The 24,752-nt window shown below is 52.8% G+C and carries 24 protein-coding genes; 19 read left to right on the top strand and 5 right to left on the bottom strand.

Annotation, left to right across the window (positions count from 1 at the left end; genetic code table 11):
- Positions 1–2: 2 nt before the first annotated feature.
- Together AC8GE9_RS16110 and AC8GE9_RS16105 are read right to left on the bottom strand one after the other, a co-directional pair.
- Entirely contained in the window at positions 3–923 is a 921-nt protein-coding gene (locus AC8GE9_RS16110) for a complex I NDUFA9 subunit family protein (RefSeq protein ID WP_506678187.1), read from the bottom strand.
- 21 nt (positions 924–944) lie between these two features.
- Positions 945–1,916 (bottom strand): threo-3-hydroxy-L-aspartate ammonia-lyase, encoded by a 972-nt coding sequence (locus tag AC8GE9_RS16105; protein ID WP_506678186.1) that lies wholly within the window; start codon positions 1,914–1,916, stop codon positions 945–947.
- A 99-nt stretch (positions 1,917–2,015) separates the two neighbouring features.
- Here AC8GE9_RS16105 and ruvB point away from each other — a divergent pair, with 99 nt between their 5' ends.
- Entirely contained in the window at positions 2,016–3,086 is a 1,071-nt protein-coding gene (ruvB, locus tag AC8GE9_RS16100; RefSeq protein WP_506678185.1) for a Holliday junction branch migration DNA helicase RuvB, read from the top strand.
- A gap of 15 nt (positions 3,087–3,101) precedes the next feature.
- Here ruvB and recQ read toward each other — a convergent pair whose 3' ends face one another.
- The gene (gene recQ / locus AC8GE9_RS16095) at positions 3,102–4,985 is read right to left on the bottom strand and encodes a DNA helicase RecQ (RefSeq protein WP_506678184.1); all 1,884 of its coding nucleotides are present in this window, start codon (positions 4,983–4,985) and stop codon (positions 3,102–3,104) included.
- A 136-nt stretch (positions 4,986–5,121) separates the two neighbouring features.
- On the opposite strand from recQ, the gene AC8GE9_RS16090 reads away from it, so the two are divergent.
- From AC8GE9_RS16090 to AC8GE9_RS16025, 14 genes are all read left to right on the top strand, one after another.
- Positions 5,122–6,894, top strand: coding sequence for a glutamine--tRNA ligase/YqeY domain fusion protein (locus AC8GE9_RS16090; protein ID WP_506678183.1), 1,773 nt, complete (start codon positions 5,122–5,124; stop codon positions 6,892–6,894).
- A gap of 38 nt (positions 6,895–6,932) precedes the next feature.
- The gene (locus tag AC8GE9_RS16085) at positions 6,933–7,136 is read left to right on the top strand and encodes a hypothetical protein (protein ID WP_506678182.1); all 204 of its coding nucleotides are present in this window, start codon (positions 6,933–6,935) and stop codon (positions 7,134–7,136) included.
- A gap of 99 nt (positions 7,137–7,235) precedes the next feature.
- A complete protein-coding gene (gene minC / locus AC8GE9_RS16080) occupies positions 7,236–8,075 on the top strand; it encodes a septum site-determining protein MinC (RefSeq protein WP_506678181.1) in 840 nt (279 codons plus the stop codon).
- A 32-nt stretch (positions 8,076–8,107) separates the two neighbouring features.
- Entirely contained in the window at positions 8,108–8,923 is an 816-nt protein-coding gene (gene minD, locus AC8GE9_RS16075; RefSeq protein WP_506678180.1) for a septum site-determining protein MinD, read from the top strand.
- Entirely contained in the window at positions 8,923–9,180 is a 258-nt protein-coding gene (minE, locus tag AC8GE9_RS16070; protein WP_481932865.1) for a cell division topological specificity factor MinE, read from the top strand. The genes minD and minE overlap by 1 nt, the downstream gene beginning before the upstream one ends.
- A gap of 104 nt (positions 9,181–9,284) precedes the next feature.
- Entirely contained in the window at positions 9,285–9,965 is a 681-nt protein-coding gene (locus tag AC8GE9_RS16065; protein ID WP_506678179.1) for a TetR/AcrR family transcriptional regulator, read from the top strand.
- Positions 9,962–11,488 carry an AMP-binding protein gene (locus tag AC8GE9_RS16060; RefSeq protein ID WP_506678178.1) on the top strand — a complete coding sequence of 509 codons (1,527 nt, stop codon included), beginning with the start codon at positions 9,962–9,964 and terminating at the stop codon, positions 11,486–11,488. Before AC8GE9_RS16065 ends, AC8GE9_RS16060 begins: the two co-directional genes overlap by 4 nt.
- Positions 11,485–12,648 carry a thiolase domain-containing protein gene (locus AC8GE9_RS16055; RefSeq protein WP_506678177.1) on the top strand — a complete coding sequence of 388 codons (1,164 nt, stop codon included), beginning with the start codon at positions 11,485–11,487 and terminating at the stop codon, positions 12,646–12,648. Before AC8GE9_RS16060 ends, AC8GE9_RS16055 begins: the two co-directional genes overlap by 4 nt.
- The gene (locus AC8GE9_RS16050) at positions 12,645–12,989 is read left to right on the top strand and encodes a Zn-ribbon domain-containing OB-fold protein (RefSeq protein ID WP_506678176.1); all 345 of its coding nucleotides are present in this window, start codon (positions 12,645–12,647) and stop codon (positions 12,987–12,989) included. The genes AC8GE9_RS16055 and AC8GE9_RS16050 overlap by 4 nt, the downstream gene beginning before the upstream one ends.
- Positions 12,982–13,776 carry an enoyl-CoA hydratase/isomerase family protein gene (locus AC8GE9_RS16045; protein ID WP_506678175.1) on the top strand — a complete coding sequence of 265 codons (795 nt, stop codon included), beginning with the start codon at positions 12,982–12,984 and terminating at the stop codon, positions 13,774–13,776. The genes AC8GE9_RS16050 and AC8GE9_RS16045 overlap by 8 nt, the downstream gene beginning before the upstream one ends.
- A gap of 45 nt (positions 13,777–13,821) precedes the next feature.
- Positions 13,822–14,961, top strand: coding sequence for an ABC transporter substrate-binding protein (locus tag AC8GE9_RS16040; RefSeq protein ID WP_506678174.1), 1,140 nt, complete (start codon positions 13,822–13,824; stop codon positions 14,959–14,961).
- A gap of 1 nt (position 14,962) precedes the next feature.
- Positions 14,963–15,862 carry a branched-chain amino acid ABC transporter permease gene (locus tag AC8GE9_RS16035; RefSeq protein ID WP_506678173.1) on the top strand — a complete coding sequence of 300 codons (900 nt, stop codon included), beginning with the start codon at positions 14,963–14,965 and terminating at the stop codon, positions 15,860–15,862.
- On the top strand, positions 15,852–17,663 hold the full coding sequence (locus tag AC8GE9_RS16030; RefSeq protein ID WP_506678172.1) for a branched-chain amino acid ABC transporter ATP-binding protein/permease: 1,812 nt from the start codon (positions 15,852–15,854) through the stop codon (positions 17,661–17,663). The genes AC8GE9_RS16035 and AC8GE9_RS16030 overlap by 11 nt, the downstream gene beginning before the upstream one ends.
- Positions 17,660–18,364, top strand: a complete 705-nt coding sequence (locus AC8GE9_RS16025) for an ABC transporter ATP-binding protein (RefSeq protein WP_506678171.1) — start codon at positions 17,660–17,662, stop codon at positions 18,362–18,364. Before AC8GE9_RS16030 ends, AC8GE9_RS16025 begins: the two co-directional genes overlap by 4 nt.
- A 26-nt stretch (positions 18,365–18,390) precedes the next feature.
- Here AC8GE9_RS16025 and ettA read toward each other — a convergent pair whose 3' ends face one another.
- Positions 18,391–20,064 carry an energy-dependent translational throttle protein EttA gene (gene ettA, locus AC8GE9_RS16020; RefSeq protein ID WP_506678170.1) on the bottom strand — a complete coding sequence of 558 codons (1,674 nt, stop codon included), beginning with the start codon at positions 20,062–20,064 and terminating at the stop codon, positions 18,391–18,393.
- Between the two features lie 109 nt (positions 20,065–20,173).
- Between ettA and AC8GE9_RS16015 the strand changes: the two genes are divergently transcribed.
- Positions 20,174–20,677 carry a hypothetical protein gene (locus tag AC8GE9_RS16015; RefSeq protein ID WP_506678169.1) on the top strand — a complete coding sequence of 168 codons (504 nt, stop codon included), beginning with the start codon at positions 20,174–20,176 and terminating at the stop codon, positions 20,675–20,677.
- Between the two features lie 148 nt (positions 20,678–20,825).
- Complete coding sequence (locus tag AC8GE9_RS16010; RefSeq protein ID WP_506678168.1) at positions 20,826–21,296, top strand: excisionase family DNA-binding protein; 471 nt, start codon at positions 20,826–20,828, stop codon at positions 21,294–21,296.
- 125 nt (positions 21,297–21,421) lie between these two features.
- Here AC8GE9_RS16010 and AC8GE9_RS16005 read toward each other — a convergent pair whose 3' ends face one another.
- Positions 21,422–22,606 (bottom strand): CaiB/BaiF CoA transferase family protein, encoded by a 1,185-nt coding sequence (locus AC8GE9_RS16005; protein ID WP_506678167.1) that lies wholly within the window; start codon positions 22,604–22,606, stop codon positions 21,422–21,424.
- Positions 22,607–22,751: 145 nt separating this feature from the next.
- Here AC8GE9_RS16005 and AC8GE9_RS16000 point away from each other — a divergent pair, with 145 nt between their 5' ends.
- A complete protein-coding gene (locus tag AC8GE9_RS16000; protein WP_506678166.1) occupies positions 22,752–23,567 on the top strand; it encodes an IclR family transcriptional regulator in 816 nt (271 codons plus the stop codon).
- Positions 23,564–24,724 (top strand): acyl-CoA dehydrogenase family protein, encoded by a 1,161-nt coding sequence (locus AC8GE9_RS15995; RefSeq protein WP_506678165.1) that lies wholly within the window; start codon positions 23,564–23,566, stop codon positions 24,722–24,724. Before AC8GE9_RS16000 ends, AC8GE9_RS15995 begins: the two co-directional genes overlap by 4 nt.
- The last annotated feature ends 28 nt before the right edge of the window (positions 24,725–24,752 follow it).

Here is a 24,752-nt window from a genome sequence, read left to right as displayed (position 1 = left end):
ACTCAGGCGGTAGGTTTCAAATAAACGGGGGCGATCGACTCTAACGGTGTGGGTACGATCCCGAGCAAGGGGTTGATCGGTGCGATGGAGGTATTGTCGACGGTCAATGAAGCCAGGTTGTCGCGCGACATCAGGGGCTCACCAGGCAAACATTCAAAAAAGAAAGCCTGCATGCGTCCGATCGACAGAGGCAAAGCGATCACGGTGCGAGGATGACCACTCCAGAGCGCGGCAAGCTCAACCAACTCACCCAATGTATACACTCGAGGCCCAGCAAGATCGAAGGTCTGACCACACGCCCAGGCTTGGGACATCGCGTTGAGGATCGCATCGGCAACATCCATCACAAATACAGGTTGCATTTTGGCTTTTGCGCCCGCGATCGGCAGCACGGGAAAGAATCGCGCCAAGCGCGCAAACATATTCATAAACTGGTCTTCGGGGCCAAAGACAACCGAAGGCCTGAAAATCGTGAAACCATCGTTTTTGACATTGGCATAGGCTGACCGAATGGCCTGCTCGCCAGCGGCTTTGGAGCGTAAATAGCCACTGGGTGCCTGAGCATCGGCGCCCAGCGCGCTCACATGAATGAACCGCTTGGTGCCATGCGTCAGGCAAGCCTGGGCGATGCGTTTAGGTAATTGAACGTGGGCGCGATCAAAATCAGGGCCATAAGGCTGTCCTGAGCGACTGTGCAAAATGCCGACGAGATTGATCACGACATCGCAACCGGTCACCAGACGATCCATCGTCGCATCGTCATGAATATCCGCCTGCATGACCGTCACAGTCGGGTGTACCAAGAGCGCGCGACCATGCTGATACTGACGCGTTGGTACATGCACTACGTGACCTTGGGCGACCAGACGACCGACGATTTGTCGACCCAGAAAACCCGCACCACCCATCACCAAAACACGCATCGTTTTACTCCAAGAAAAAACTTAGACTTGCGTCAAAAAGCCCGCATAAGCCTGCAAGTCTACATTACCACCGCTAATGATCACGCCGACGCGCGCACCCTTTTCAACCGGTAAGACGCCCTGTAGAAGCGCAGCGGCACCCAAGCATCCTGTTGGCTCGACCACAATCTTCATCCGCTCCGCAAAGAAGCGCATCGTCGAGAGCAATTGGGGATCTGTTACGGTCAAGATATCGGTGACGCGCTGCTTGATAACCCCAAACGTCAACTGGCCTAGATAGAGCGTGAGGGCCCCATCTGCGATGGAGCGCGGCGGATCAATATGCACCACCTCGCCTTTGCGTAAGGACTGCTGACCATCATTACCCGCCTCGGGTTCTACGCCAAAAACCTTGCACTGAGGACTGAGTGCGGACGCCGACAGCAAGCTACCAGAAAGCAGGCCTCCGCCCCCCAAACACACCAGCAAGTAATCAAGCTCGCCGACATCTTCGAATAACTCTTTCGCGGCGGTGCCTTGTCCCGAGATCACATGGAAATGATCATAAGGAGGGATCAGTGCCATCCCCGTCTTTTTTTGCATCTCACGGGCGATGTCATCGCGACTTTCTTTGTAACGGTCGTAACTCACCACCGTGGCGCCATAGCCTTGGGTGGCCGCTTTTTTAGTCGCGGGAGCGTCGTGCGGCATGATGATGGTCGTCGCCACGCCGAGCATCTTGCCCGCGAGCGCGATGGCTTGTGCATGATTGCCCGAAGAAAATGTCAACACACCGGCCTGGCGCTGCTCTGGCGAGAGATTGGCAATCGAGTTGTAGGCGCCTCGAAACTTGAAGGCCCCAGTTCGCTGAAAATTGTCACATTTAAAAAATACCTGCGCGCCCGTCATCCGGTCCGCAGTCGCCGAGGTCATCACGGGTGTACGGTGAGCAACACCTTTGAGCGTCTCAGACGCACGCACCACATCATCATATGTTGGTAACACAGTCGACATTGCTTTCCCCTTATTTACAGATCTCAGATGCAGGATAGTGTACGATTGTCTGAGCAACATTGTGCGGTTTACTCCCCTTTAGGACCAATTTTTACATTCATGGCGATACAGTCGGACTCCCTTAGTTCCCGTGCCGAAGCCTCGCGTCTCGTGACGCCTCAGGCCACGACACCCAATGAGGAAACCATTGAACGTGCGTTGCGCCCCCGAGCCCTCGAGGAGTACGTCGGCCAACAGCGCGTGCGCGAGCAACTGCAGATTTTTATCGCCGCTGCGCGCAATCGCCAAGAATCCCTGGATCATGTCTTGCTCTTTGGCCCACCCGGACTTGGGAAAACGACGCTTGCGCACATCATCGCCCATGAAATGGGCGTCAATATGCGCCAAACCTCGGGACCGGTGCTTGAGCGTCCGGGCGACTTGGCGGCTTTATTGACCAACCTTGAGCGCAACGACGTGTTGTTTATCGACGAGATTCATCGGCTATCGCCCGTTGTCGAAGAAATCTTGTACCCCGCACTCGAAGACTTCCAAATCGACATCCTGATTGGTGAGGGCCCTGCTGCGCGCAGCGTCAAGCTTGATCTGCAGCCCTTTACGCTGGTGGGCGCGACGACGCGTGCCGGCATGCTGACTAACCCGCTGCGTGATCGGTTTGGCATTGTGTCGCGTCTGGAGTTTTATACGCCTGAGGAGCTTACGCGCATTGCGACCCGTAGCGCCGGTTTGCTGCAAGTTCCCATCACACCAGACGGTGCCTCCGAGGTTGCCAGACGTTCTCGTGGCACGCCTCGTATCGCCAACCGTCTGTTGCGCCGTGTGCGCGACTATGCCCAGGTCAAAGCCAAGGGCACCATCGATGCGACCGTCGCCAATGCCGCGTTAGCCATGCTTGAGGTTGATCCACAGGGTCTTGATTTGATGGACCGAAAGTTGCTTGAGGCGATCGTGCACAAATTCGATGGCGGGCCGGTCGGTGTCGACAGCCTAGCGGCTGCGATCGGCGAGGAGCGCGACACGATCGAGGACGTGATCGAGCCCTATTTAATCCAACACGGCTACTTGCAGCGGACGCCGCGAGGACGGATGGCGACGCAAACAACGTGGCGACATCTTGGCTTGACGCCACCCAAGGCACCCCCTGCCGATGGACCTTTGCTTGCCGATTAGTTGACGGCGCTCGCCTCAGCGCTCGGTATGCGCTTCGATACACGCCAAAATTGAGTCGCCATAAGACTCGAGCTTGCGAACCCCCACCCCATTGACATGGCCCAGAGACTCTAGACTATCGGGGCGGGCCATCGCAATCTCACGCAGCGTGGCGTCATGAAAGATGACATATGCGGGCACGCCATGACTGCGCGCGATTTCAGAACGCCATTGGCGCAAGTCCTCAAAGATCCGCTGTGCGCCTGAAGGCAAATCGGGCAGCGCAGCTTTAGACTTTGGCGTGGTTGATTTTTCTGAACGCTCAGCTTCTCGTCGCAGCATCAAGGTCCGCTCACCCTTTAAAACCGTGCGACTTTCTTCAGTGAGTGCAAGGGTGCCATACCCTTCGTGATCGACCACCAGCAGACCATGTGCAAGGAGCTGCCGCAGTACGCTGCGCCAAGCCTGCTCTGTTAGATCCAGGCCCACACCAAAAACCGTGAGAGTTTCATGTTGATTTTCTAAGACACGAGGGGTCGATTTGCCTCGTAGAATATCGATCAAATGCCCTGCACCGTAACGTTGCCCGCGCTCTTTCATCAAGCGATAAATCGCTGATAGCATTTTTTGTGCGGCGACTGTCCCGTCCCACGCGACGGGAGGCAGCAAGCAATTATCACAATTGCCGCAAGGCGCGATACGTTGACCAAAATACTGCAACAAGCGCTGACGTCGGCAGGCAATCGCCTCGCACATCGCCAGCATGGCATCGAGTTGTGCCCCAAGCCGACGCCTAAAGGCATCGTCACCCGCAGACTCGTCAATCATGCGGCGCTGTTGTACGACGTCTTGTAAACCATAGGCCAACCATGCCGTGGCAGGTAAGCCATCTCGACCTGCACGCCCTGTTTCTTGGTAGTAGCCCTCAATGGACTTTGGCATATCAATGTGCGCGACAAACCGCACATCGGGTTTGTCGATTCCCATGCCAAACGCAATGGTCGCCACCATCACAATGCCGTCTTCGCGAAGAAATCTCGACTGATTGTGTGCCCGTACCTGCGTACCCAAGCCCGCGTGATAGGGCAAGGCTTCGATACCTTGCGCACACAGAAATTCGGCCGTGTCATCGACTTTGTTGCGGGACAGGCAATAGATAATCCCTGCATCGCCTTTGTGCTCTTGTCTGAGTAACTGTAAAAGCTGTTTGCGAACGTCTTGTTTTTCAACAATGTTGTAGCGGATATTGGGGCGATCAAAGCTTGCGACAAAATGTTGTGCGTCGTCGAGCGAGAGACGGCTGGCGATTTCGCGCCGCGTGACATCGGTGGCGGTCGCGGTAAGCGCGATACGCGGCACGTTGGGCCAGCGTTCGTGCAACACGGAAAGCCCTAAATACTCCGGACGGAAATCATGCCCCCATTGAGAGACGCAATGGGCCTCATCAATGGCGAACAGCGCGATTTTTCCTCGTTCTAACAGCTGGGTGCACCGCTCGGTCAACAAGCGTTCGGGCGCAACGTAAAGTAAGTCGAGCTCGCCGTTTAGGAATGCTTGCTCAACATCCTTGGTGTCTTGCCAGTCCTGCGTGGAGTTGAGAAAAGCCGCGCGCACGCCGAGCTCTGTGAGGGCATCCACCTGATCTTGCATCAGCGCGATCAGAGGGGAAATCACAACGCCAGTGCCAGGCCGCACGAGTGCGGGCACCTGGTAGCAAAGGGATTTGCCGCCACCGGTCGGCATCAGCACCAAGGCATCTCCCCCGCTGATGACGTGCTCAACGATGGCGTGTTGATCACCACGAAACGATTCGTAGCCAAAAACCCTCGCCAACACCTCGGAAGCGTCTGATGCATTGACGCTTGACGGCGAGGAATGATGGAAGGACGGGTCAGCAGCGAAAGCGCTTGGCTTAAGCATAGGGGGCTTTTATTAACAACATAATGGGATTGTAGAGGAACAAATTGTGGGTATTTATGAGGTCCGCACGCTATGTCGTGCGCCTCATGGCAAAATATGTCCTTATTGCTTGACTTGGCTGCCCAAAAAACCTTGTATGACCTCTGAATCCAACGCTCCTGTTACGACTAATTTTCTGCGCAACATTATTGAGTCCGACCTCGCTTCTCAGCGATTTGCCGGCAAACGATGGGCGGGTCACCCCGGCGCTGCACAAGTGCAAGCGGCTGGTGCGCTTGATTTAGCACGGATTCGGACACGCTTTCCCCCAGAGCCCAACGGCTACCTGCACATCGGCCATGCCAAGAGCATTTGTTTGAATTTCGGTTTAGCACGCGACTTTGGTGGCATCTGTCATCTGCGTTTTGATGACACGAACCCAGAAAAAGAAGAACAAGAATACGTAGATTCCATTATTGAGGCCGTCAAATGGCTGGGATTCGACTGGAAGGTCGAAGGCAAGGAACATCTTTATTTTGCGAGCAGTTATTTTGAGGACATGTATGCATTTGCAGAGGCGCTGATCGAGGCGGGTCACGCCTATGTGGATGATCAAAGCCCCGAGCAAATGCGAGCGATGCGCGGCACGCTCACCGAACCAGGTCAAAACTCGCCATTCCGTGATCGCTCAGCCGCAGATTCGCTGCGCTTGCTGCGCGAGATGCGCGATGGGAAACATCCTGACGGCAGCATGGCCTTGCGCGCACGAATTGATATGGCCTCGCCCAATATCAACATGCGTGACCCCGTGCTCTACCGTATCCGCCACGCCGCGCATCACCGCACAGGGACGCAATGGTGCATCTATCCCATGTATGCCTACGCGCACCCGATCGAGGATGCGCTCGAGGGCATTACCCACAGCATCTGTACGCTTGAGTTTGAAGACCAGCGCCCGTTTTACGACTGGACACTAAATCGGCTCCAAGAGCTAGGCAAGTTTTCTTTGCCTTTGCCGCATCAATATGAGTTTGCACGTCTCAATGTGAGCTATATCGTCACGAGCAAACGCAAATTGTTGCAACTCGTCAAGGAAGGCCACGTGAGCGGCTGGGACGATCCTCGTATGCCTACCCTGGCGGGTTTGCGCCGGCGTGGCTATACCGCAGCGGCACTCAGACTCTTTTGCGAACGAACCGGCGTCTCCAAATCCAACTCGCGTATTGACTACAGCTTGTTGGATCAGGCCCTACGAGAGGTTCAAGATCCTTTGGCACCCCGCTCTGTGGCGATTTTGAATCCGCTCAAACTCGTGATCACGAACTTTCCCGAGGGCCACACAGAACATTGTCACGCCCCGCGCAATCCGCACGACCCGACTGCGGGTCAACGCGAGTTTCCACTCACCCGTGAAGTATGGATTGAGCGAGAGGACTTCGCCGAAGTACCACCTAAAAAATACTTTAGATTATTTCCAGGTAATTCTGTCAGACTCAAGTACGGCTATGTGGTGACCTGCACTGGCTGCGTCAAAGACGAACAAGGCAACATCATTGAGGTGCACGCCGAATACAACCCTGACACCAAGAGCGGCACACCTGGCTCGGATGCAGTCAAAGTCAAAGGCAATGTCACCTGGATTAGTTGTGCGGCCGCTGTGCCTGCAGAAATCAGGTTGTACGACCGTTTGTTCTCTGAGCCCTTTCCCGATGCGGGCGATCGTGAGTTTTTGGACTCTCTCAACCCGTTATCTGTCCAGAGCGTTCAGGCATGGCTTGAGCCAGGTACTTCTCTCGAAACCGGTATTATTTCCCAATTTGAACGTTTGGGCTATTTTGTGATTGATGCGAAAGACTCCACCGTTGAGCGCCCTGTCTTTAATCGGGTCACCACCCTCAAAGACACCTGGGCAAGCGCAGGGTCTGCCTGATGAATATATGTTTCAGCTACTAACAAAGGCTGCCTGTTATGGCAAAAAAAGAAGAGATTGATGCAGACACGTTGGCCTTAATCCAATGGTGCACCGAGGTTGAAGCACATTTAGTAGCGGCCGGGGCAAGTTTGCGCGAAGCTCAAGGCTATATCGAAGAACAGGCCGAGTGGTTTACCGATCAGTTTTATGAGGGTTTAACGCCCCAAGAGGCGGCCAAAGCCTCCTTGAACGAGCCGTAAGCTCCTTTGTCACCCCCTGAGTCTTAGTGATTTTTAAGACATGTTCGATCAATTTTCGGGGTTTTCCTCGCTGACCTAGGTAAGGTATGATCCTTGACAATGACGACTGAACTTTTCCCCCTAGAATTTAAAAGCGCCACACTCTACGCAATACGTGTGGTGCTTCAGCACGCCGACACCAAAGCACTCATTCAGGCACTTAAAAAACGCATGGCGGATGCCGGTGCTTTTTTTGAAAACGAGCCTGTTGTCATCGACGCGATGCGCGTGGATGATTTAATCGAATGGGCACCGCTGATTGAGGCATTTAAAAAACACAAACTGCCTGTGATTGGTGTGGTTGCCCAAGGTGACAATTTGATCCAGGCTCAAGCCTTCGGCCTGACGCCTGTCGACCTGTCTGCTGCGCCTGCACGTCACGCGTCGGATACGCAAACGGCAGCCTCTGTCGCCGAGCCTGTTACAGCTAGTTTACCGACCCCTGCCGCCTCACAAGAAAACAGCCTCGACGCACCTGCTGCAACTGCGAACACCAGCGCTGACGCAGCAAACAACGCCGCCTCTCAGCGCGTCGATTCTGTGGCGGTCTCTGCTGCGACGGCCGCTCCCACCATGGTGATCAAAGGTCCTTTGCGCTCCGGTCAACGCGTCTACGCACGGAACAGCGATTTAATCGTCTTGGGTGTCGTGAGTCGCGGCGCCGAGGTGATCGCGGATGGCAATATCCATATTTACGGCCCACTGCGCGGCAAAGCCATGGCAGGCGCGCGCGGCGATGTCGCAGCGCGCATTTTTACGACCGGCTTTGACGCAGAGCTTGTCGCAATCGCCGGGATCTATCGCGTGATCGACACCAAACTTTCTCCCGAACTGCATCAAAAACCCGTTGTGATTCAACTGGAAAAAGATGCGCTTCTTATCAACGCCCTTGGGCAGTAAAATTAACTTTTCTATTTAAAGGTTTTTGCGTCATGACTCGAATTGTGGTGGTGACTTCAGGTAAGGGTGGTGTTGGCAAGACCACCACGAGCGCAAGCTTTTCCTCTGGATTGGCGATGCGTGGCCATAAAACAGCCGTGATAGATTTTGACGTCGGTCTGCGCAATCTGGACCTCATCATGGGGTGCGAACGTCGCGTGGTGTATGACTTTGTCAACGTGATCCAGGGCGAAGCCACACTCAACCAAGCCTTGATCAAGGATAAAAACCTTGAGAACCTGTTTATTTTGCCCGCCTCACAGACGCGCGACAAAGACGCCCTGTCCCTCGAGGGCGTCGGCAAGGTCATCAACGATCTCAAAGAGATGGGCTTTGAATACATTATCTGCGACTCGCCAGCCGGTATTGAAACGGGCGCCTTGCTCGCCGCCTACTTTGCCGATGATGCCTTAGTGGTCACCAATCCTGAGGTCTCCTCAGTGCGCGACTCAGACCGTATTTTGGGTATTTTGGCCTCAAAGTCACGCCGCGCGATCGAAGCTGACGAGCCGATCAAAGAGTATTTGTTGCTGACGCGTTACAACCCAAAACGCGTCGAAGACGGTGAGATGCTCTCACTCAAGGACATCGAGGATATTTTGCGGATCAAACTGATCGGCGTGATTCCAGAGTCCGAGTCGGTGTTGCAAGCCTCCAACCAAGGTTTGCCCGCCATTCACATTGAAAAGAGTGATGTATCCGAAGCGTATCGTGATGTAGTGTCACGTTACCTCGGAGAGGAAAAGCCCCTGCGTTTCGTCAATTACGAAAAGCCAGGCCTACTCAAGCGATTGTTCGGAGGTAAGTGATGTCGTTTCTGTCTTTTTTGCTCGGCCAGAAAAAAACCTCCGCCAATGTTGCCAAAGAGCGACTGCAGATTATCCTAGCCCACGAGCGTGTCGGTGGCGGAAACAATTCGCCGGACTATTTGCCCGCACTCCAAAAGGAATTGCTGGCAGTGATCTCGAAATATGTGCAGATCAACCCCGAGGACATCAAGGTCCAATTTGATCGTCAAGACAGTCTTGAAGTGCTTGAGGTCAAGATCGAGATGCCTCAGCGTTAAGACGAGACGCGCTCGTTCAACACTTTTTATGCATGGCAATTCATCCTAGGGGTAAATCCCTAGGATTTTTTTTCTCTAATTTTGAGTAGACCGGTTTATGCTAAATGATGGTCCACCCCATCCCCACTTCCGACACTGCGTCTTCAGACGTCGCCACGATCTCGCGCTCCGCGGCACGAGCAGAAACCCGCAACCGTCTCATCAAGATCGGTGCAGAAATCCTCTGCGAACAAAGCTTCGCCAGTATGGGCATCGAAGTTGTCCTTAAACGCGCAGGGTTATCCAAAGGGTCCTTCTATCACTTCTTTGCCTCGAAGGAGCTCTTCGGACTCGAAGTGATCCAGCACTATGCGGAGTTATTTAACAGGAAACTGGATCGGGCACTAAAACCTGATGGCACTTCTGCCCTGCAACGACTGCGTCGCTACACCGAAGATGGCATGGAGGGGATGGCGCGCTTCGAATTCAAGCGGGGTTGCCTGATCGGTAATTTAATGCAGGAGCTTGCCGCAACAAACCCTACCTTTAGAGAGGCCATCCAAGAGGCTTTACTTGGCTGGGAAGAGCGCATGACTGACTGTCTTGAACAAGCCGTTGCCGAGGGAGACATACCACCCTCCATCAACGTTCGGCCTTTCGCTGAATTTTTCTGGACCGGCTGGGAAGGTGCGCTTATGCAGGCCAAACGTCATCAAACCGTGCAACCCCTCGCGCAATTCGTAGAGATTTTCTTTATGGCGCTCCCCCGCCCCGACATCCACTCGCTGGCACACAAAAAAACATGAACATCGCTCAACCATTTTTGACACGGGCGCGAAGCCATCCTGAACTCAAAGCTATCACGCACGCGGGCAGCACCGTCCTTTTTGGTGATTTCGCACGGCGAATACTCGGTCTTTCAGGCGCACTTCAACAGGCAAAGAAGTTGGAGTCAGGCGCACGCGTCTTGATTTTTATGGAAAACAGACGTGAAGCCATAGAGGTGCTTTTTGCAACATGGGCTGCCGGCTTTTGTGCGGTGCCCGTCAACGCAAAACTTCACCCCAAGGAAGTCAAGCCCATTGCGAGCGATAGCGGTGCGAGCATTATTTTCACTAGCCAGTCGCTGTATCTAGGACTGCATCAAGAACTCTCAGGCGCACTCGCTGATTGCGAAATCTTAAGTGTGGATGACCTCGAGTACGAAATCAACGTCAAGCACGCTCCGATTGCCTGCGTCGACAAACATCCTGATGACTTGGCATGGATTTTTTATACCAGCGGAACGACGGGTACTCCCAAAGGAGCCATGCTTTCACACCGAAACCTGATGACAATGTGTCTGCAATATTGCGCAGATGTCGATCAAGTATTGCCCGGTCAGACAATGCTGCATGTCGCACCTCTTTCACATGGCTCGGGCCTATATGCCTTGCCACATTTATTTGGTGGCGGACATCAAGTCATCGAAAGTTCGTTTACGACTGACATCGTCTTTGAGTCTTTGCAACGCTATCCGGATGTCTCTATGTTTGCCGCACCGACGATGCTGTCACGGCTGATCCGTTCAGCGAATGGCGTCAACAACCCTGCAGGCAGTCTTCTGACCGCCTTTTACGGTGGTGGTCCGATGTACGTCAGCGATCTCCTACAAACGCTTGATCTGTTTGGTCCAAAGCTTTTTCAAGTCTACGGACAAGGCGAGAGTCCAATGACGATCACAGGCTTGTCAAAACGCGACCACGAAGGCACGCGCGATACGCGTCATCTGGAAAGACTGGCCTCCTGCGGCACAGCTCGAACGGGGGTTGAACTGCGCGTGGTGGATGATGAGGGACGTGAAGTACAGAATGGTGAACTTGGAGAGGTCGTCACGCGCAGCGACACGAGAATGCTTGGATATTGGAACAACGAGAAAGCGACCCACTCCACCATTCGGGATGGCTGGCTCTGGACAGGAGACATCGGCACGATGGATGAGAGGGGATATCTCACGCTGAGGGACCGCTCCAAAGATATGATCATCCGCGGTGGTAGCAATATTTATCCCAGAGAGATCGAAGAGGTTTTGCTGCGGCATCCGGCCATCATCGAAGTTTCCGTGGTGGGACGTGAGCATGCGGATCTGGGCGAAGAGCCCATTGCCTTTGTCGTCACACAACCCGGACACGTTGTCACAAGCGAAGAGATGGACGCACTATGCCTTGAAAATATGGCGCGCTTTAAACGTCCACGCGAATATATCTTCAGTGAAAGTTTGCCAAAAAATAACTACGGAAAAATCTTGAAAACAGAGTTACGTAAGACGTTCAAAAAAGGAGAGGCATGATGCGAAAAGTATTTGTCGCAGGCATTGGCTCAACCTCCTTTGGCAAGCACATTGCCATTCCCATCGAATCCCTCGCAGTCGATGCAGCGGCGCAAGCCATCCTAGACTCCGGCTTGGAACGCAAAGAAATCGGTGCTCTGTATCTGGGGAACTTTATCAGCGGACCGCTCAATGGCAAAGAGGTGCTCGCTGGCATTGTTGGAGACAGGCTGGGTCTCAAAAACATCCCTTGCACAAAAGTTGAAGGTGCATGCGCCTCTGGTGGAATCGCTTTTCGTCATGCCTGGATTGCGATCGCTAGCGGGATGTGTGACGTCGCCATCGTCGTCGGTGTCGAAAAAATGACGCACGCCTCGACGGCCGAGGTCACCTCAGCGCTGAACTGTGCGATGGACAACGAGAATGACGGTCCGAGCGGCCTCACTTTTCCAGGCTTGTTCGGCCTCGCATGGCGTATCCATGCACAACGCTATGGCACGACCCGCGAGGAAGTCGCCGCAGTCGTGATGAAAAATAAAAGCAATGGACTGAAAAATCCACTTGCGCAGATGGGCGCCACACTGACCCTTGAACAGATACAACAGTCGGCCATGATCGCAGATCCGCTGCAAATGTTCGACTGCTGCCCGGCAAGCGACGGCGCTGCCGCCATCGTGTTGTGCTCCGAAAAAATGCTTTCTCACGATGGAAGTCCACGGATCCGTGTGCTCGCCTCCGCGCAAACCAGCGGCTCACCGAGCGTCGCCAGTCATCCTGATCTCTGCACCTTTGAGGCGACTGTCGCGGCCGCGCACCATGCCTATGCTCAGGCAGGTCTACAGTCAAAAGATATTGACGTTGTTGAGCTTCACGACTGTTTTTCTATTGCAGAAATCATCGACAGCGAAGATCTGGGACTCGTGCCACGCGGTGAAGGTGCCAAATGGGCGCTGGAACGGCGTACGGGACTGGAGGGCGATGTCGCGATCAACCTAAGCGGAGGTCTATTAGCCAAGGGACATCCTGTGGGCGCCACAGGCATTGGGCAAGTCTATGAGGTCGTCAAACAACTGCGGGGCGAGCATCCTAACCAACGCAACAACGCACGCTTTGGAATGACCCACAATTTGGGTGGAACAGGCGTCGCCTGCACTGTCAATATTTTAGGTAGAGACGCATGAGTGAATCCGCCATGCTGACGTTCCATCAGTGCAATCACTGCGGTGCTCTTGATGCCTCTTGTATCGATCTTTGTTCGACTTGCCTGAGCCGAGACATGCTCCCCATTCAGATACCCGGTCGCGGCCGGCTGGTGAGCTGGACCACCATTCGCAAGCCGCCGCTCAAGTTCAAAGCTGACGGCATCTATCACGTAGGCGTATTTGATCTGGATAACGGCCAACGTGTCACCGGACGATTTCTGCTTCAAGAAGGTGATGCGCTTGGTGACCGTGTCATCGCGCTACCAGAGCCCAATCAAGCAATGACCACTCCTACATTTAAAGTTGATAAACATGTCTAACATTTTGTATGAAAAAAAGGGGCATGTCCGCCTCATCACGATTAATCGCGCCGAAAAAATGAACTCTCTTGATTTCGCGGCGAATGACGAGCTCGTCGATCTTTGGTATGAGTTTGAGGAAGATGATGATGCGCGTGTTGCGGTCATTACTGGGGCGGGCAGTCAAGCCTTTTGTGCGGGCGCAGATCTCAAAACCTATACGCTCGCTTTTGCGCAGACCTCGGCACCTGAATTCCGAAAAAAATATACGAATGGCCCTGGTTTTGGTGGCATTACGCGCAATTTAGATATCGACAAGCCCATCATCGCGGCTGTCAACGGTTTTGCCATTTCCGGAGGGTTTGAACTTGCACTCGCGTGCGACCTCAGATTTTGCTCGGAAAATGCCGAGTTTGCTCTGCAGGATGCCAAATGGGGCTTTCACGCGTGTGATGGCGGTCTGATTCGCTTACCTCAGATAATAGGCATGGGGCACGCCATGGAAATCATCTTATCGGGTGAACGCGTCAATGCAGAGTATGCCTATCGTATCGGCTTGGTCAACCGCATTTATCCTCAGAGCGAGCTCCTGGAGCGCGCACTGGATTACGCGCAAATGCTTGCCTCGCGTGCGCCCCTGTCGCATCGCTTCGCCAAGGAAGTCGTGCGCCGATCTATGGGCATGCATCAGGATGAAGCGCTGAAGTGGGAGTCCCGCTCTTTTTACGATGTCGGGATGACAGAAGATTTAAAAGAAGGTGTGACTTCGTTTAAGGAGAGGAGAGCAGCAAACTTTAAAGGTCGTTGATACAAGAGACGATTAATTTTTCACAGTAAAACCGGAGAAGACAACATGCATAAAGTACTACTAAACAAATTACTTAAAACCACACTGGCCGCTGCGTGCATTTCGCTCGGCACTACCGCCGTCGCTCAAGTCAAAGTCGGCGTGATTGAAGGCCTGAGCGGACCACCAGCCATCGTTGATTTTGGCGAATCGTATCTGCAAGGCATCAAGCTTGCGCTCAAGGATTATCAAGCTGCAGGTGGTAAAACAAAGATCGAGCTCGTCGTCTATGACGATGAGGCTAATCCGCAAAGAGCCGTATCACTGGCACAGCGACTCATACAAAACGACAGAGTTCCCGTCGTGATCGGTACAGTTAGTAGCGGCAACGTGCTGGCGATGGCGCCAATTCTTCAAAAGGCGGGTGTGCCACTTGTTGCCGGCCCCTCTATCGCCACCAACATTACGACTCAATTCATCAACGAAAAGCCTAGCTATATTTTCCGTTGCTCCATGGTGGAAAAATTTCAAATTGATGAAATGTTGGACTGGGGTATTAAAAACTTTAAACGCATCGGGCTGATTCACTCAACAACTGGCTATGGAAATTTCGCTGCTAAAGAGATTGTCGAAGGACTCAAAGCAAGAGGGGTCACACTCGTCGCGACAGAGGCTGCAGCGCCTGGGGTGAACGATCTCACGCCACAGATGGTTAAACTGCGTGACGCAAAAGCCGATCTCGTCTTGAACTTTCATGAATCTTTTGAATTACCTTTCCGTCCGTTGCCACGCCTGAATTACAAACCTGTCATCGCAGGAAACTGGGGACTGTCGTCACAAAAAGTGCTTGAGATCGTTGGAAAAGATGCCATCGAAGGCACCGTCATGGGTCAAGCCCTCGATATCACAACACCCCGTGCAAAAAGCTTTGATGAACGCATGACTAAAGAGTACGGCAAAGCATATCGCTGGCCTGTCGTGGCAGCGCTTGGCTACGATGCTGGCATGATTGTTTTTAAGGCTGTGGACAAAGTTGGGAAATCAGACCCTGTTGCGATCCGTAACGCTATTGAAAATATCGATGGCATTCAGGCGATTTCCTCAACCCCTGCAAAACCCTTTAGCCCAACCGACCATGAGTGCCTCGACAAAGAGCATGTTTTTCTTGGTGTTTGGAAAAATGGTGTTGTGACACGGCTGAAATAATATGGAATTGAGCAACGTTATCCAACTGTTATCAGGCGGCCTCGCGATGGGGGCAATTTACGTCCTTGTCGCGCTTGGTCTCTATATCACTCACCTCACCACGCATCGTGTCAATTTTGGACAAGGTGACTTTTTAATGGTGGGTACTTTCCTTATTTTGATTTTGAGGAAAGTAGGAGTGCCACTTGGACTCGCAATCATCGCCACTTTGATGATTCTTGCTGTGATGGGATGGCTATTGAACCGAATCGCCATTCAACCACTGGATCGTAAAAAATCCTCCAACGTCGGTGCGTATTCCTGGATCCTGACCACAGCGGGTATCGCGCTCATTCTTCAAAACGTGATTGAACTTGGTTTTGGCAAGACCTCCCAGTACTCTGCCCCTCTTTTTAGCGCTAAGCGCGACGAAGTGGTGCAGGTGCTGGGAGCAGGTCTCTTTCTCGAGGAAATACTGGTGATCGTGGCAGCAGTCACGATCGTCGCTTTGTTTTATGGCTTTATGTTTCATTCAAGATGGGGGAAAAATATTCAGGCAGTCGCCTTCAACCCGGATGCAGCGATGCTGTTAGGCATTAATACGTTTCGCGTTAAAACCGGTGTATTCGTGATCGCCTCCATCCTGGCTGCCGTCGCAGGGATTTTGATCGGTCCCCTGGTCACCATCAACCCGCACATGGGCTTGGTATTCACCATCAAAGCCCTGATCGTCGCTGCCATTGGTGGTTTTGCCAATCCCGTCGGGATTTTGATCGGTGGCATCTTGTTTGGTATTTTTGAATCACTTTCCAACTATATGGACTCTGGCTTTGGCGATCTATATCCATTACTCGCCGCGCTTGTGATTATCGCCATCAAACCCTCGGGACTTTTTTCAGAGCGAGGCACAGATGTCCGATAATGCTCATTTGGCCAAATCTTTATCCAATAGAAAGATATATGCGTTGGCATTAGCGGTTTTTTTAATCTTTCCTTGGTTGCCTCTTAACGGCTTCTACTTATTTTTGGCTCAGACATTTTTTTATACAGCCATTGCAGTGATTGGTTTGAATCTGCTGCTCGGTCTTTCGGGTCAAATGTCGCTTGGACAAGCCGGCTTTTACGCGCTCGGCGCTTACGGCTCTGCACTCACCGCGCTTAAACTCGGCTGGCCCGTGCCTTTATCTATCTTGTTTGGTACGTTGCTGGCGGCGATTGGCGGAGGACTCGTTGGCGTTTTTGCGCTCCGTACGCGTGGTTTATATCTGGCGATGACAACGCTGGCCGTTGGATATATTTTGGATATCCTTGCTCAACGCTGGATCGGCTTGACGGGCGGAGCCATGGGCTTGAGCAGCATCCCCACGCTCGACTTCGGGCTTGGCAAACTGGGGCCTACTGCCTTCTTTTACGTCGCAGGACTAAGCCTTTTTGCTGTTCAATTGATTTCGGACTTTATCGAACAAGGCCGCTTGGGTCGTAACCTGCGCGCCATTCGCGAATCTGAAGTGTTTGCCGCATCGGTCGGGATCAACGTCAGTCGCTGGAAAGCAGGGATTTTTGCGTTTGCCGCGGCATTAGCCGGATTGGGTGGCGCATTTTTCGCACATCAGTCTGGTTACGTCGGCAGTGATGCTTTCTCAGTCAGGCTCAGTATCGCCCTGTTGATTGCCGCTGTAGTGGGTGGTCTCGGCACTAAAAGCGGACCGCTACTGGGAACCTTAATTCTGTTGGCGATCGTGGAAGTCATTGCCGGGATCGACAAATATGGCCTGCTCATTTATGGCTTGATCCTCTTGATCGTGCTTTTAATGTTTCCAAAAGGTGCGGCTGGCATTCTTGAGAGTCTTAGGAATCGCCTCAGTCAGGTTCGCTCTGCCGAGCACTCGCCAACCATGCCTCACGCTGCAAATGAGGGTAAGCAGTTCCTACCTGCCTTCATGGAAAATATGAAAGGTAGTCAGGCTACGCTCACTATTCACGGCATCAGCAAGAGCTACAGTGGACTTAAGGCTGTCGATGCTGTTTCAATCGATGTGCAGGGTGGTTCGATCCATGGACTGATCGGCCCAAATGGTGCTGGCAAATCGACCATCATCAATATGATTGCTGGTATCTATCGCCCTGACCAAGGCTTCATCAAAATCGATGGCCAAGATATTTCTGGGCTGGATGTTGCGCAACGCGCGCGGCATGGTTTGGCGCGAACATTTCAAAATCTGCAGTTGATTGAGGGTGTTTCAGTTCTTGATAATGTCATGCTCGGCATTGAGCACCGACAATCATATCTACGTGACTTTTTGACCTGGCTATCTGGAGCTGAGCCTGAGCGTGCCGCCCAGCAAGATTGCCTCGACATTTTGGAGTTCTTTGGAATTGCGCACGCAGCGCATCTGCTGCCTAGTCAACTGCCCTATGGTCATCGAAAACTTCTTGAACTCGCCAGAGCCATTGCGCAACGTCCTAAAATTTTGCTCTTAGATGAACCGATCGCAGGCATAAATAGCCAAGAAGCTCAAGAAATCGCGCAAGTGATCAAAAGACTTCGTGCTCTGGGTATCACGATTCTTTTGGTCGAACACAATATGGAGTTTGTCATGTCGGTGTGCGATCAGGTAAGTGTGATTAATTTTGGAAAACTGATCGCAGATGGAACTCCGGCAGAGATTCAAAAGAATCCTGATGTGATTGAAGCCTACCTCGGTACTGGAGCACGCGCATGATTCAGGCTCAAAACATCTCCGCCAAAATTGGTGCCAATCAGGTCTTGAAGGACATCAGTCTGAACGTTCGTGATGGGGAGCTCTTTACAGTTATCGGTGCTAATGGGGCGGGTAAAACCTCCTTGCTGCGCGTCCTGTCTGCTCTGCTTCCAATTGAGGCAGGCAAGATTTCTTTTAATGGAACAGATATCCGAGGGGTTCCCGCGCACAAACTACCCGGGCTCGGCATGATCCATATCCCGCAGGGACGACAAATTATTCCTGGCCTCTCTGTACGTGACAATTTGCTGATCGGCGCTAAAAACATCGGTCTTGATCGCGCAGTCATCGATCAGGCGTTAGAAGAACAATGGGTTCGCTTTCCAATCCTGAAAGAGCGGCAGGGGATCCCGGGCTCCGCACTCTCGGGCGGAGAGCAACAAATGCTGGCAGTCGCACGCGGCTTGATGATGCGGCCCAAAGTACTCATGCTCGACGAGCCCTCGCTGGGCCTTGCCCCTCAAATCGTTCAGCTCATTATGACGACCTTGCGCAACCTCGCGGATCAAGGATTGGCCATTATTTTAGTGGAGCAGGTCGCCATGCTAGCGTTGGAATACGCAGATCGGGCGATGGTGTTACGCAACGGAGTCTGCGCCATGGAAGGACCCGCCAGAGAATTACTGGCGAGTCGCGACTTGGTCAATAGCTATCTGTCGTAAAAAAGTCTAGCGGCTGAAACGATGCTTTAACGCAGCGCCTTGTAGCGAATCCGCTTGGGCGCTGCACCTGCCTCGCCTAAGCGACGTTTCTTGTCCGCTTCGTATTCCTGATAGTTGCCATCAAAGAACACAGCCTGTGAGTCGCCCTCGAACGCGAGGATGTGCGTAGCAATACGATCGAGGAACCAACGATCGTGACTGATCACCATCACAGAACCTGCAAACTCAAGCAGCGCATCCTCGAGTGCACGCAAGGTTTCTACGTCCAGATCGTTTGAAGGCTCGTCAAGCAGCAACACATTGCCGCCCGTAATCAGTGTTTTGGCCAGGTGCAGGCGTCCGCGTTCACCACCGGAGAGCTGACCGACCATTTTCCCTTGATCAGCGCCTTTAAAGTTAAAGCGTCCCAAATAGGCACGCGCCGGCATTTCAAAACGACCGACTGTTAACAGATCTGCGCCGTCGGAAATCGTGTCAAACACCGTTTTGGCATCAGGTAACGCATCACGGGACTGATCGACAAAGGCGATCTTGACGGTCTGACCAATGTTGACCTCTCCACTGTCAGGCTTGTCCTGTCCGGCGATCATGCGAAACAGTGTTGATTTACCAGCGCCGTTAGGACCAATAATACCGACAATCGCACCAGGTGGGACTCGGAAGCTCACGTTATCCATCAGCAACTTGTCGCCGAAGGCCTTGCTGACATTCACGAACTCGATCGCTTCGTTACCCAGTCGCTCGGCCACAGGAATAAAGATCTCCTGGGTTTCGTTGCGCTTTTGGTATTCGTGCGAAGAGAGCTCTTCAAAACGGGTCATACGTGCCTTGGCTTTAGCCTGACGGCCTTTGGCGTTTTGACGTACCCACTCAAGTTCTTTTTTAATGGTTTTTTGACGGGCTGATTCGGTGGATTCTTCTTGTTTGAGGCGGTCGTTCTTTTGCTCAAGCCAGGAGCTGTAATTGCCTTTCCAGGGGATGCCATGCCCGCGATCGAGTTCGAGAATCCACTCGGCGGCATTGTCTAGAAAGTAACGATCGTGGGTCACGCCCACGACAGTACCGGGAAACTTGGCCAGAAACTGCTCCAACCACTCGACGCTCTCGGCATCGAGGTGGTTAGTGGGCTCGTCTAGCAGCAACATATCTGGCTTGGACAACAATAAACGGCACAACGCAACGCGACGCTTTTCACCACCGGAGAGCTTGCCGACATTGGCATCCCAGGGTGGCAGGCGCAGCGCATCGGCGGCGATTTCCATTTGTGTTTCTGTATCGTCGGAGCCGCTTGAGGCCGCGGCCGAAATAATGGCCTCTAAATCCGCCTGTTCGGCGGCGAGCGCATCAAAATCAGCGTCTGGTTCGGCGTAGGCCGCATAGACCTCGTCGAGTCGCTTTTTAGCCGCGACGACGGGACCCATGCCCTCCTCGACCGCTTGGCGCACGGTGTGCTCAGGGTTGAGCTTAGGCTCTTGCTCCAGATAGCCGATATTGAGTCCTGGCATCGGGACGGCCTCGCCCTCAATCTCCTTGTCCACGCCGGCCATGATTTTAAGCAGGGTCGATTTTCCCGAACCATTCAAACCCAGCACACCAATTTTGGCACCCGGGAAAAAGGATAAGGAGATATCGCGCAGAATCTGGCGCTTGGGGGGGACAATTTTGCCCACGCGGTGCATGGTGTATACGTATTGAGCCATAGGTCCATCAAAGAATAAAAAGACGATGCGCTATTGTAGAGCTTGGAGGGCGCTATGATGACGGCTAAATCGATTTTTGCCTGACTGAACAGCTCCAAACTGAGTACTTATGACCACACCTGACCACGCCCTGCGCTTTACCGAACAAGAACTTGCCATGTTAGGCAAAACTGCCGATGGCCTAAGCGCCTATATGGGTAAATCCGTTTTGGCGGAAATCGGTAGGGATGATGATGCGGAGTGGGTCATTTTTGCCATCCCGCTGGGTGTCGATGAAGCACCCGATGAAAAAGCGACACAGGTGCAAATGGGTGGGCCGGGCGCGCGCTTTGTCGGTAACCGTGGGGGTCTCGATCTCGATACGGAAGTCTATGACTGTCAGTATCTCTGGGCGATCCAAATTACCGAAGATCCCGAAGCGCGCTTTGTTCGTCTGGATCAAAATGGTGACGAGTTTGACTTCGCGATGGAGCTTGCCGAGCTTTTGCCTTTTGATTTGACCGAAGAGGCCTTGCCAGATCCAGATCTAGAACTGCTTGAGGACCTGGGGGATGACGAGGATGAGGACGATTCGCCAGAGGGCTTGAACGGCAAACCGCCGTCTATTCATTAATTTCACACCTTGAAGGACTCAAGGCCAGAGCATTCAGATTTCTTTATTATGTTTCACTTATTGCATTTATTGCACCTGTGGCGTTAAAATTGAGAGAGATCTTTAATTTTTTTAAACGCCACCAATCACAACGCAACGAGAGATCAGCATGGGCAAAACGCTCGACAGGGACAAACTCGTGCCCCCTGATTTGAACGAAATCGAAACCGAAATGGTTAAAGCAGCAGAGCGCTTGATCATGGCTTGCCTGGATCACTCGCGCGCAGCAACAATCACCATAGAAAGTGACGACGGAACTTGTCCAAGCGTGAAAGTTCCTCCTCAAGTCTTGCGCATTCTTGGCCAAACACTTGGGCTGATGGCACGCCACCAACCCATCATGCTCGTTCCTGAAAAACAGGAGCTCAGCACCGTAGAGGCAGCAAATTTTTTAAACGTCTCACGACCATTCTTAATTAAAGAAATTGATGCAGGGAAACTCGCCCATCGCATGGTAGGGACTCATCGTCGGATCAGATTTACAGATCTGGTGACTTATGCAAAGTTGATGCGCGCAGCACAACAAGACGCGCTCAATGAAATGGCAGAAAACGCGCGCGAGCTCGGGCTTGAATACTAAAGCTCTGGATTATGGCTGGACACAACAGATACACCGTCATATTGGATGCAAACGTTCTTTATTCAGTTGCTATGAGTGATGCCTTGATGGAAGTTGCAGCCACAGCTTAAAGGTAAGCTCGTGACTTAAATCACGCCTTGCTCTTTAAGCCTAGCAAGATCGCTGGGCGACAAACCAAGCTTTCCAAAAAAATCAGCATTATGTTCACCGACCGCGGGTCCGCTGCGGTGGGTGATTTTCGAGGCACCGCTGATCCTGGGCACTACGCAAGGCGCTGGGATCGATCCCAGGTCGGCATCCTCGATCCGCATGACGGACTGACGATGCTGCGCCTGTGGATCAGCAAGTACATCTTTGATGTTGAACACCTTGGTATAAGGTACATCAGCCTGACCCAATATGTGTTCGATCTCACTGAAGTCTTGGCTGGCAAACCATTGAGAGATGCCCTCGTCGATTACCTGGACATGACGACACCGTCCGGGATTGGTTTCAAAGCGCGGGTCGGATAACCACTCAGCGTGCCCAATCGCATGACACAAACGGCTAAAGATGGGGTTGGAGGAGGCGACCAAGGTCACCCAGATATGATCTTTGCTCCGATACATGTTTGACGGTGCCGTGTAGTCAGCCCGATTCCCGACGTGACTGCGCGTATAACCCAATACCTCATGCTCGACGGCAAGTGGGTCGAGCAATCGGAAAATCGCCTCGGTCGCGGACAAATCGATTTCAAAACCGCCCTGCTCTGGCCGCGCGCGCAGTGACGCCATGGCTGAGGCGATGCTAAAAGCGCCAAAGACGCCTGTGATCAAATCACCGATCGGTAAATTAGGATGTTGTGGACCACTCTCGGGCGTACCGATCAGATTCGTTAAACCACTCATGGCCTCGAATATCCTGGCGAAGCCCGGACGTTTTGCATAAGGGCCGGTCTGTCCAAAACCCGTGATGCGCAAGACGATTAGCTGGGGATTCACCTCGTGTAAGGTCTTTAAATCCAATCCCCACTTATCAAGCGTGCCGGTACGAAAGTTTTCTACGAGAACATCGGTGCGGGCGATCGCTTTCAGAAACAAGTCACGGCCTTGCTCCTTGCGGACATCGAGGGTAATGCCTTGTTTGTTGCGATTCACAACCTTCCAATAGAGCGCATGCTCAGGCGTTGTGGGCGCCAAGCCTCTCAACGCGTCGGAGCCGTCTGGTAATTCAATTTTTGTGACCTGCGCACCGAGATCGGCACAGAGCGTGGCCGCAAAAGGGGCGGCAAGCACCGTCGAGAAATCCAGGATATTGATGCCTTGCAGCATAGGGGATCGGGGCGTTGCGGAGGGGTTTTCTGTATACATCGAGATATTTGAGCAGATTTATCAGTCGCTGAGTCATTTGTTCCGCACAGCGAAACTCTTGTAAATTTAGGTTGTCCCCCTTTCAACAATCCCTCAACATACAGATATGAACAAGGCGCCCCAAACTGTGGAGACAGATCGTCAGTTTGCAATCAACCTGAGCCGAGGGCTGCAGGTACTGCGTGCCTTTACGCCCGCAGAGTATCTACTGGGCAATCGTGAGCTCTGCGAAAAAACCAGTTTGCCCAAGGCCACGGTTTCGCGATTGACGTACACCCTCGAGCAACTCGGTTATCTGACGCGCATCGATCGCTTGCAAAAGTATCGTCTTGGACCGGGCGTCCTCATGCTGGGTTATCCCATGCTTGCCAGCATGGAAATCCGGCACCTGGCCCGCCCCCATATCGAAAAGTTGGCTGCCAAAACGGGCTGGACCGTGAATCTCGGGATGCTGGGAAAACTCGAGGTGGTGTATATCGATGCCCTACGTATTGACCGAGGAAATTTTTTAAAACCCGATATTGGGAGTGCGCGCCCCCTATTAACCACCGCGCTCGGACGGGCATTACTGTTCGCAAGTACAAGCGCGCAACGTGCCTCTATCCTGAATCGACTCAAAGTCGAAGACGCAGCGCAATACACGGCAGACCTTCCCTATTTTGAAAAAGATCGTGTTTTTTACGAGAAAAATGGCTTTTGTTTAAGCCGAGGTGACTGGAAGCGCAATGTACTCGCTGTTGCCGTTCCACTGAATGTCGCCTCGGATGACCATCTGCAAATCGGTATGAATTGCACGATCAGTACCGCTAGACTAACAAAAGCCGAACTCCTTAAAAATATCATTCCACATTTATTCGAAGCATGTCACAACATTGAGCGCGACAGTGGCAAGATTGTGACTACAAGCGGAACATTCCTATGATTCAAGATTCAGCACTCAACGAAAAACGTCTGGACGACATTCGACAGTTTGTCCGTGAGATTGCGATTCCCGCGGAAGCGCAAGTCGTCAAAGATAATGAAATCCCAGCACACCTCGTCCAAATGATGCGTGAGCGTGGCTATTTTGGTTGGAGCATTCCTCGCGAATACGGTGGCGCTGGCATGACGACCGAAGAACTCGCACTCGCCAATATGGAGCTCTCGAAAGCCGCGACGGCTTTTCGCGCACGAGCGGGGACCAACACCGGGATTGGTGCGGAATCGATCATTCAAGACGGCACGTTCGAACAAAAGCAAGAATGGTTACCCAAGCTCGCCAGTGGTGAAGTCACGGGCTGCCTCGCGCTGACTGAACCTGACGCGGGCTCGGACGCCACAGCATTGAAAGCCTCAGCGATGCCGGTCATGGAAGGAGGATCGCAGCACTGGCGCATCAACGGCACCAAGCGCTACATCACGAACGCACCGATCGCCGAGCTCTTTACTGTTTTTGCTAGAACCGATTCGGACGATTTGTCCCATCGCGGCATCAGTGCCTTTTTAATTCCACGTCAGACTCCTGGGCTAAGTACAGGTCCTGAACATCGAAAAATGGGCCAGTCAGGCTCGCCTGTGTCGGAGGTTTATCTTGAGGATGTGCTAGCTAGCAGCGAGCAAATCGTGGGTGGCGTACCCGGCAAAGGCTTTGCCACCGCCATGAAGACACTCAACAAACAACGTATCAACTTGGCAGCATTATGCATTGGTCCTGCGATGCGAATGCTTGATGAAGCACTCGTGCATGTCAAGAAACGCGAGCAATTTGGTAAACCGATTGCGGAGTTTCAACTTGTCCAGGCCATGCTGGCCGAAAGCCAAGTAGAAATCTCAGCGGCGCGCAGTCTGGTTTTGGAAACCGCTCGGGCCCGTGACAACGGCGAGGACGTTACAACACAAGCCTCGATCTGCAAATACTTCGCCTCAGAGATGTGCGGACGCGTGGCGGATCGTGTGGTGCAAATTTTTGGCGGTGCGGGCTATTGTGCCGACATTGGCGGAGCAATTGAAATGCTGTATCGGGATGTCCGGCTGTTCCGTCTGTACGAGGGCACCAGCCAAATTCACTTGCTCAATATCGCAAAGCGGATCATGAAGTAGTTTATTTTTTTTATTAGCAGGTTCAATC

Source organism: Zwartia lucis (genome assembly GCF_965234455.1).
GTDB lineage: Bacteria > Pseudomonadota > Gammaproteobacteria > Burkholderiales > Burkholderiaceae_B > Zwartia > Zwartia lucis.
Note: the sequence above shows the minus strand (reverse complement) of the source record. Positions and strands in the feature narration are given on the sequence as shown.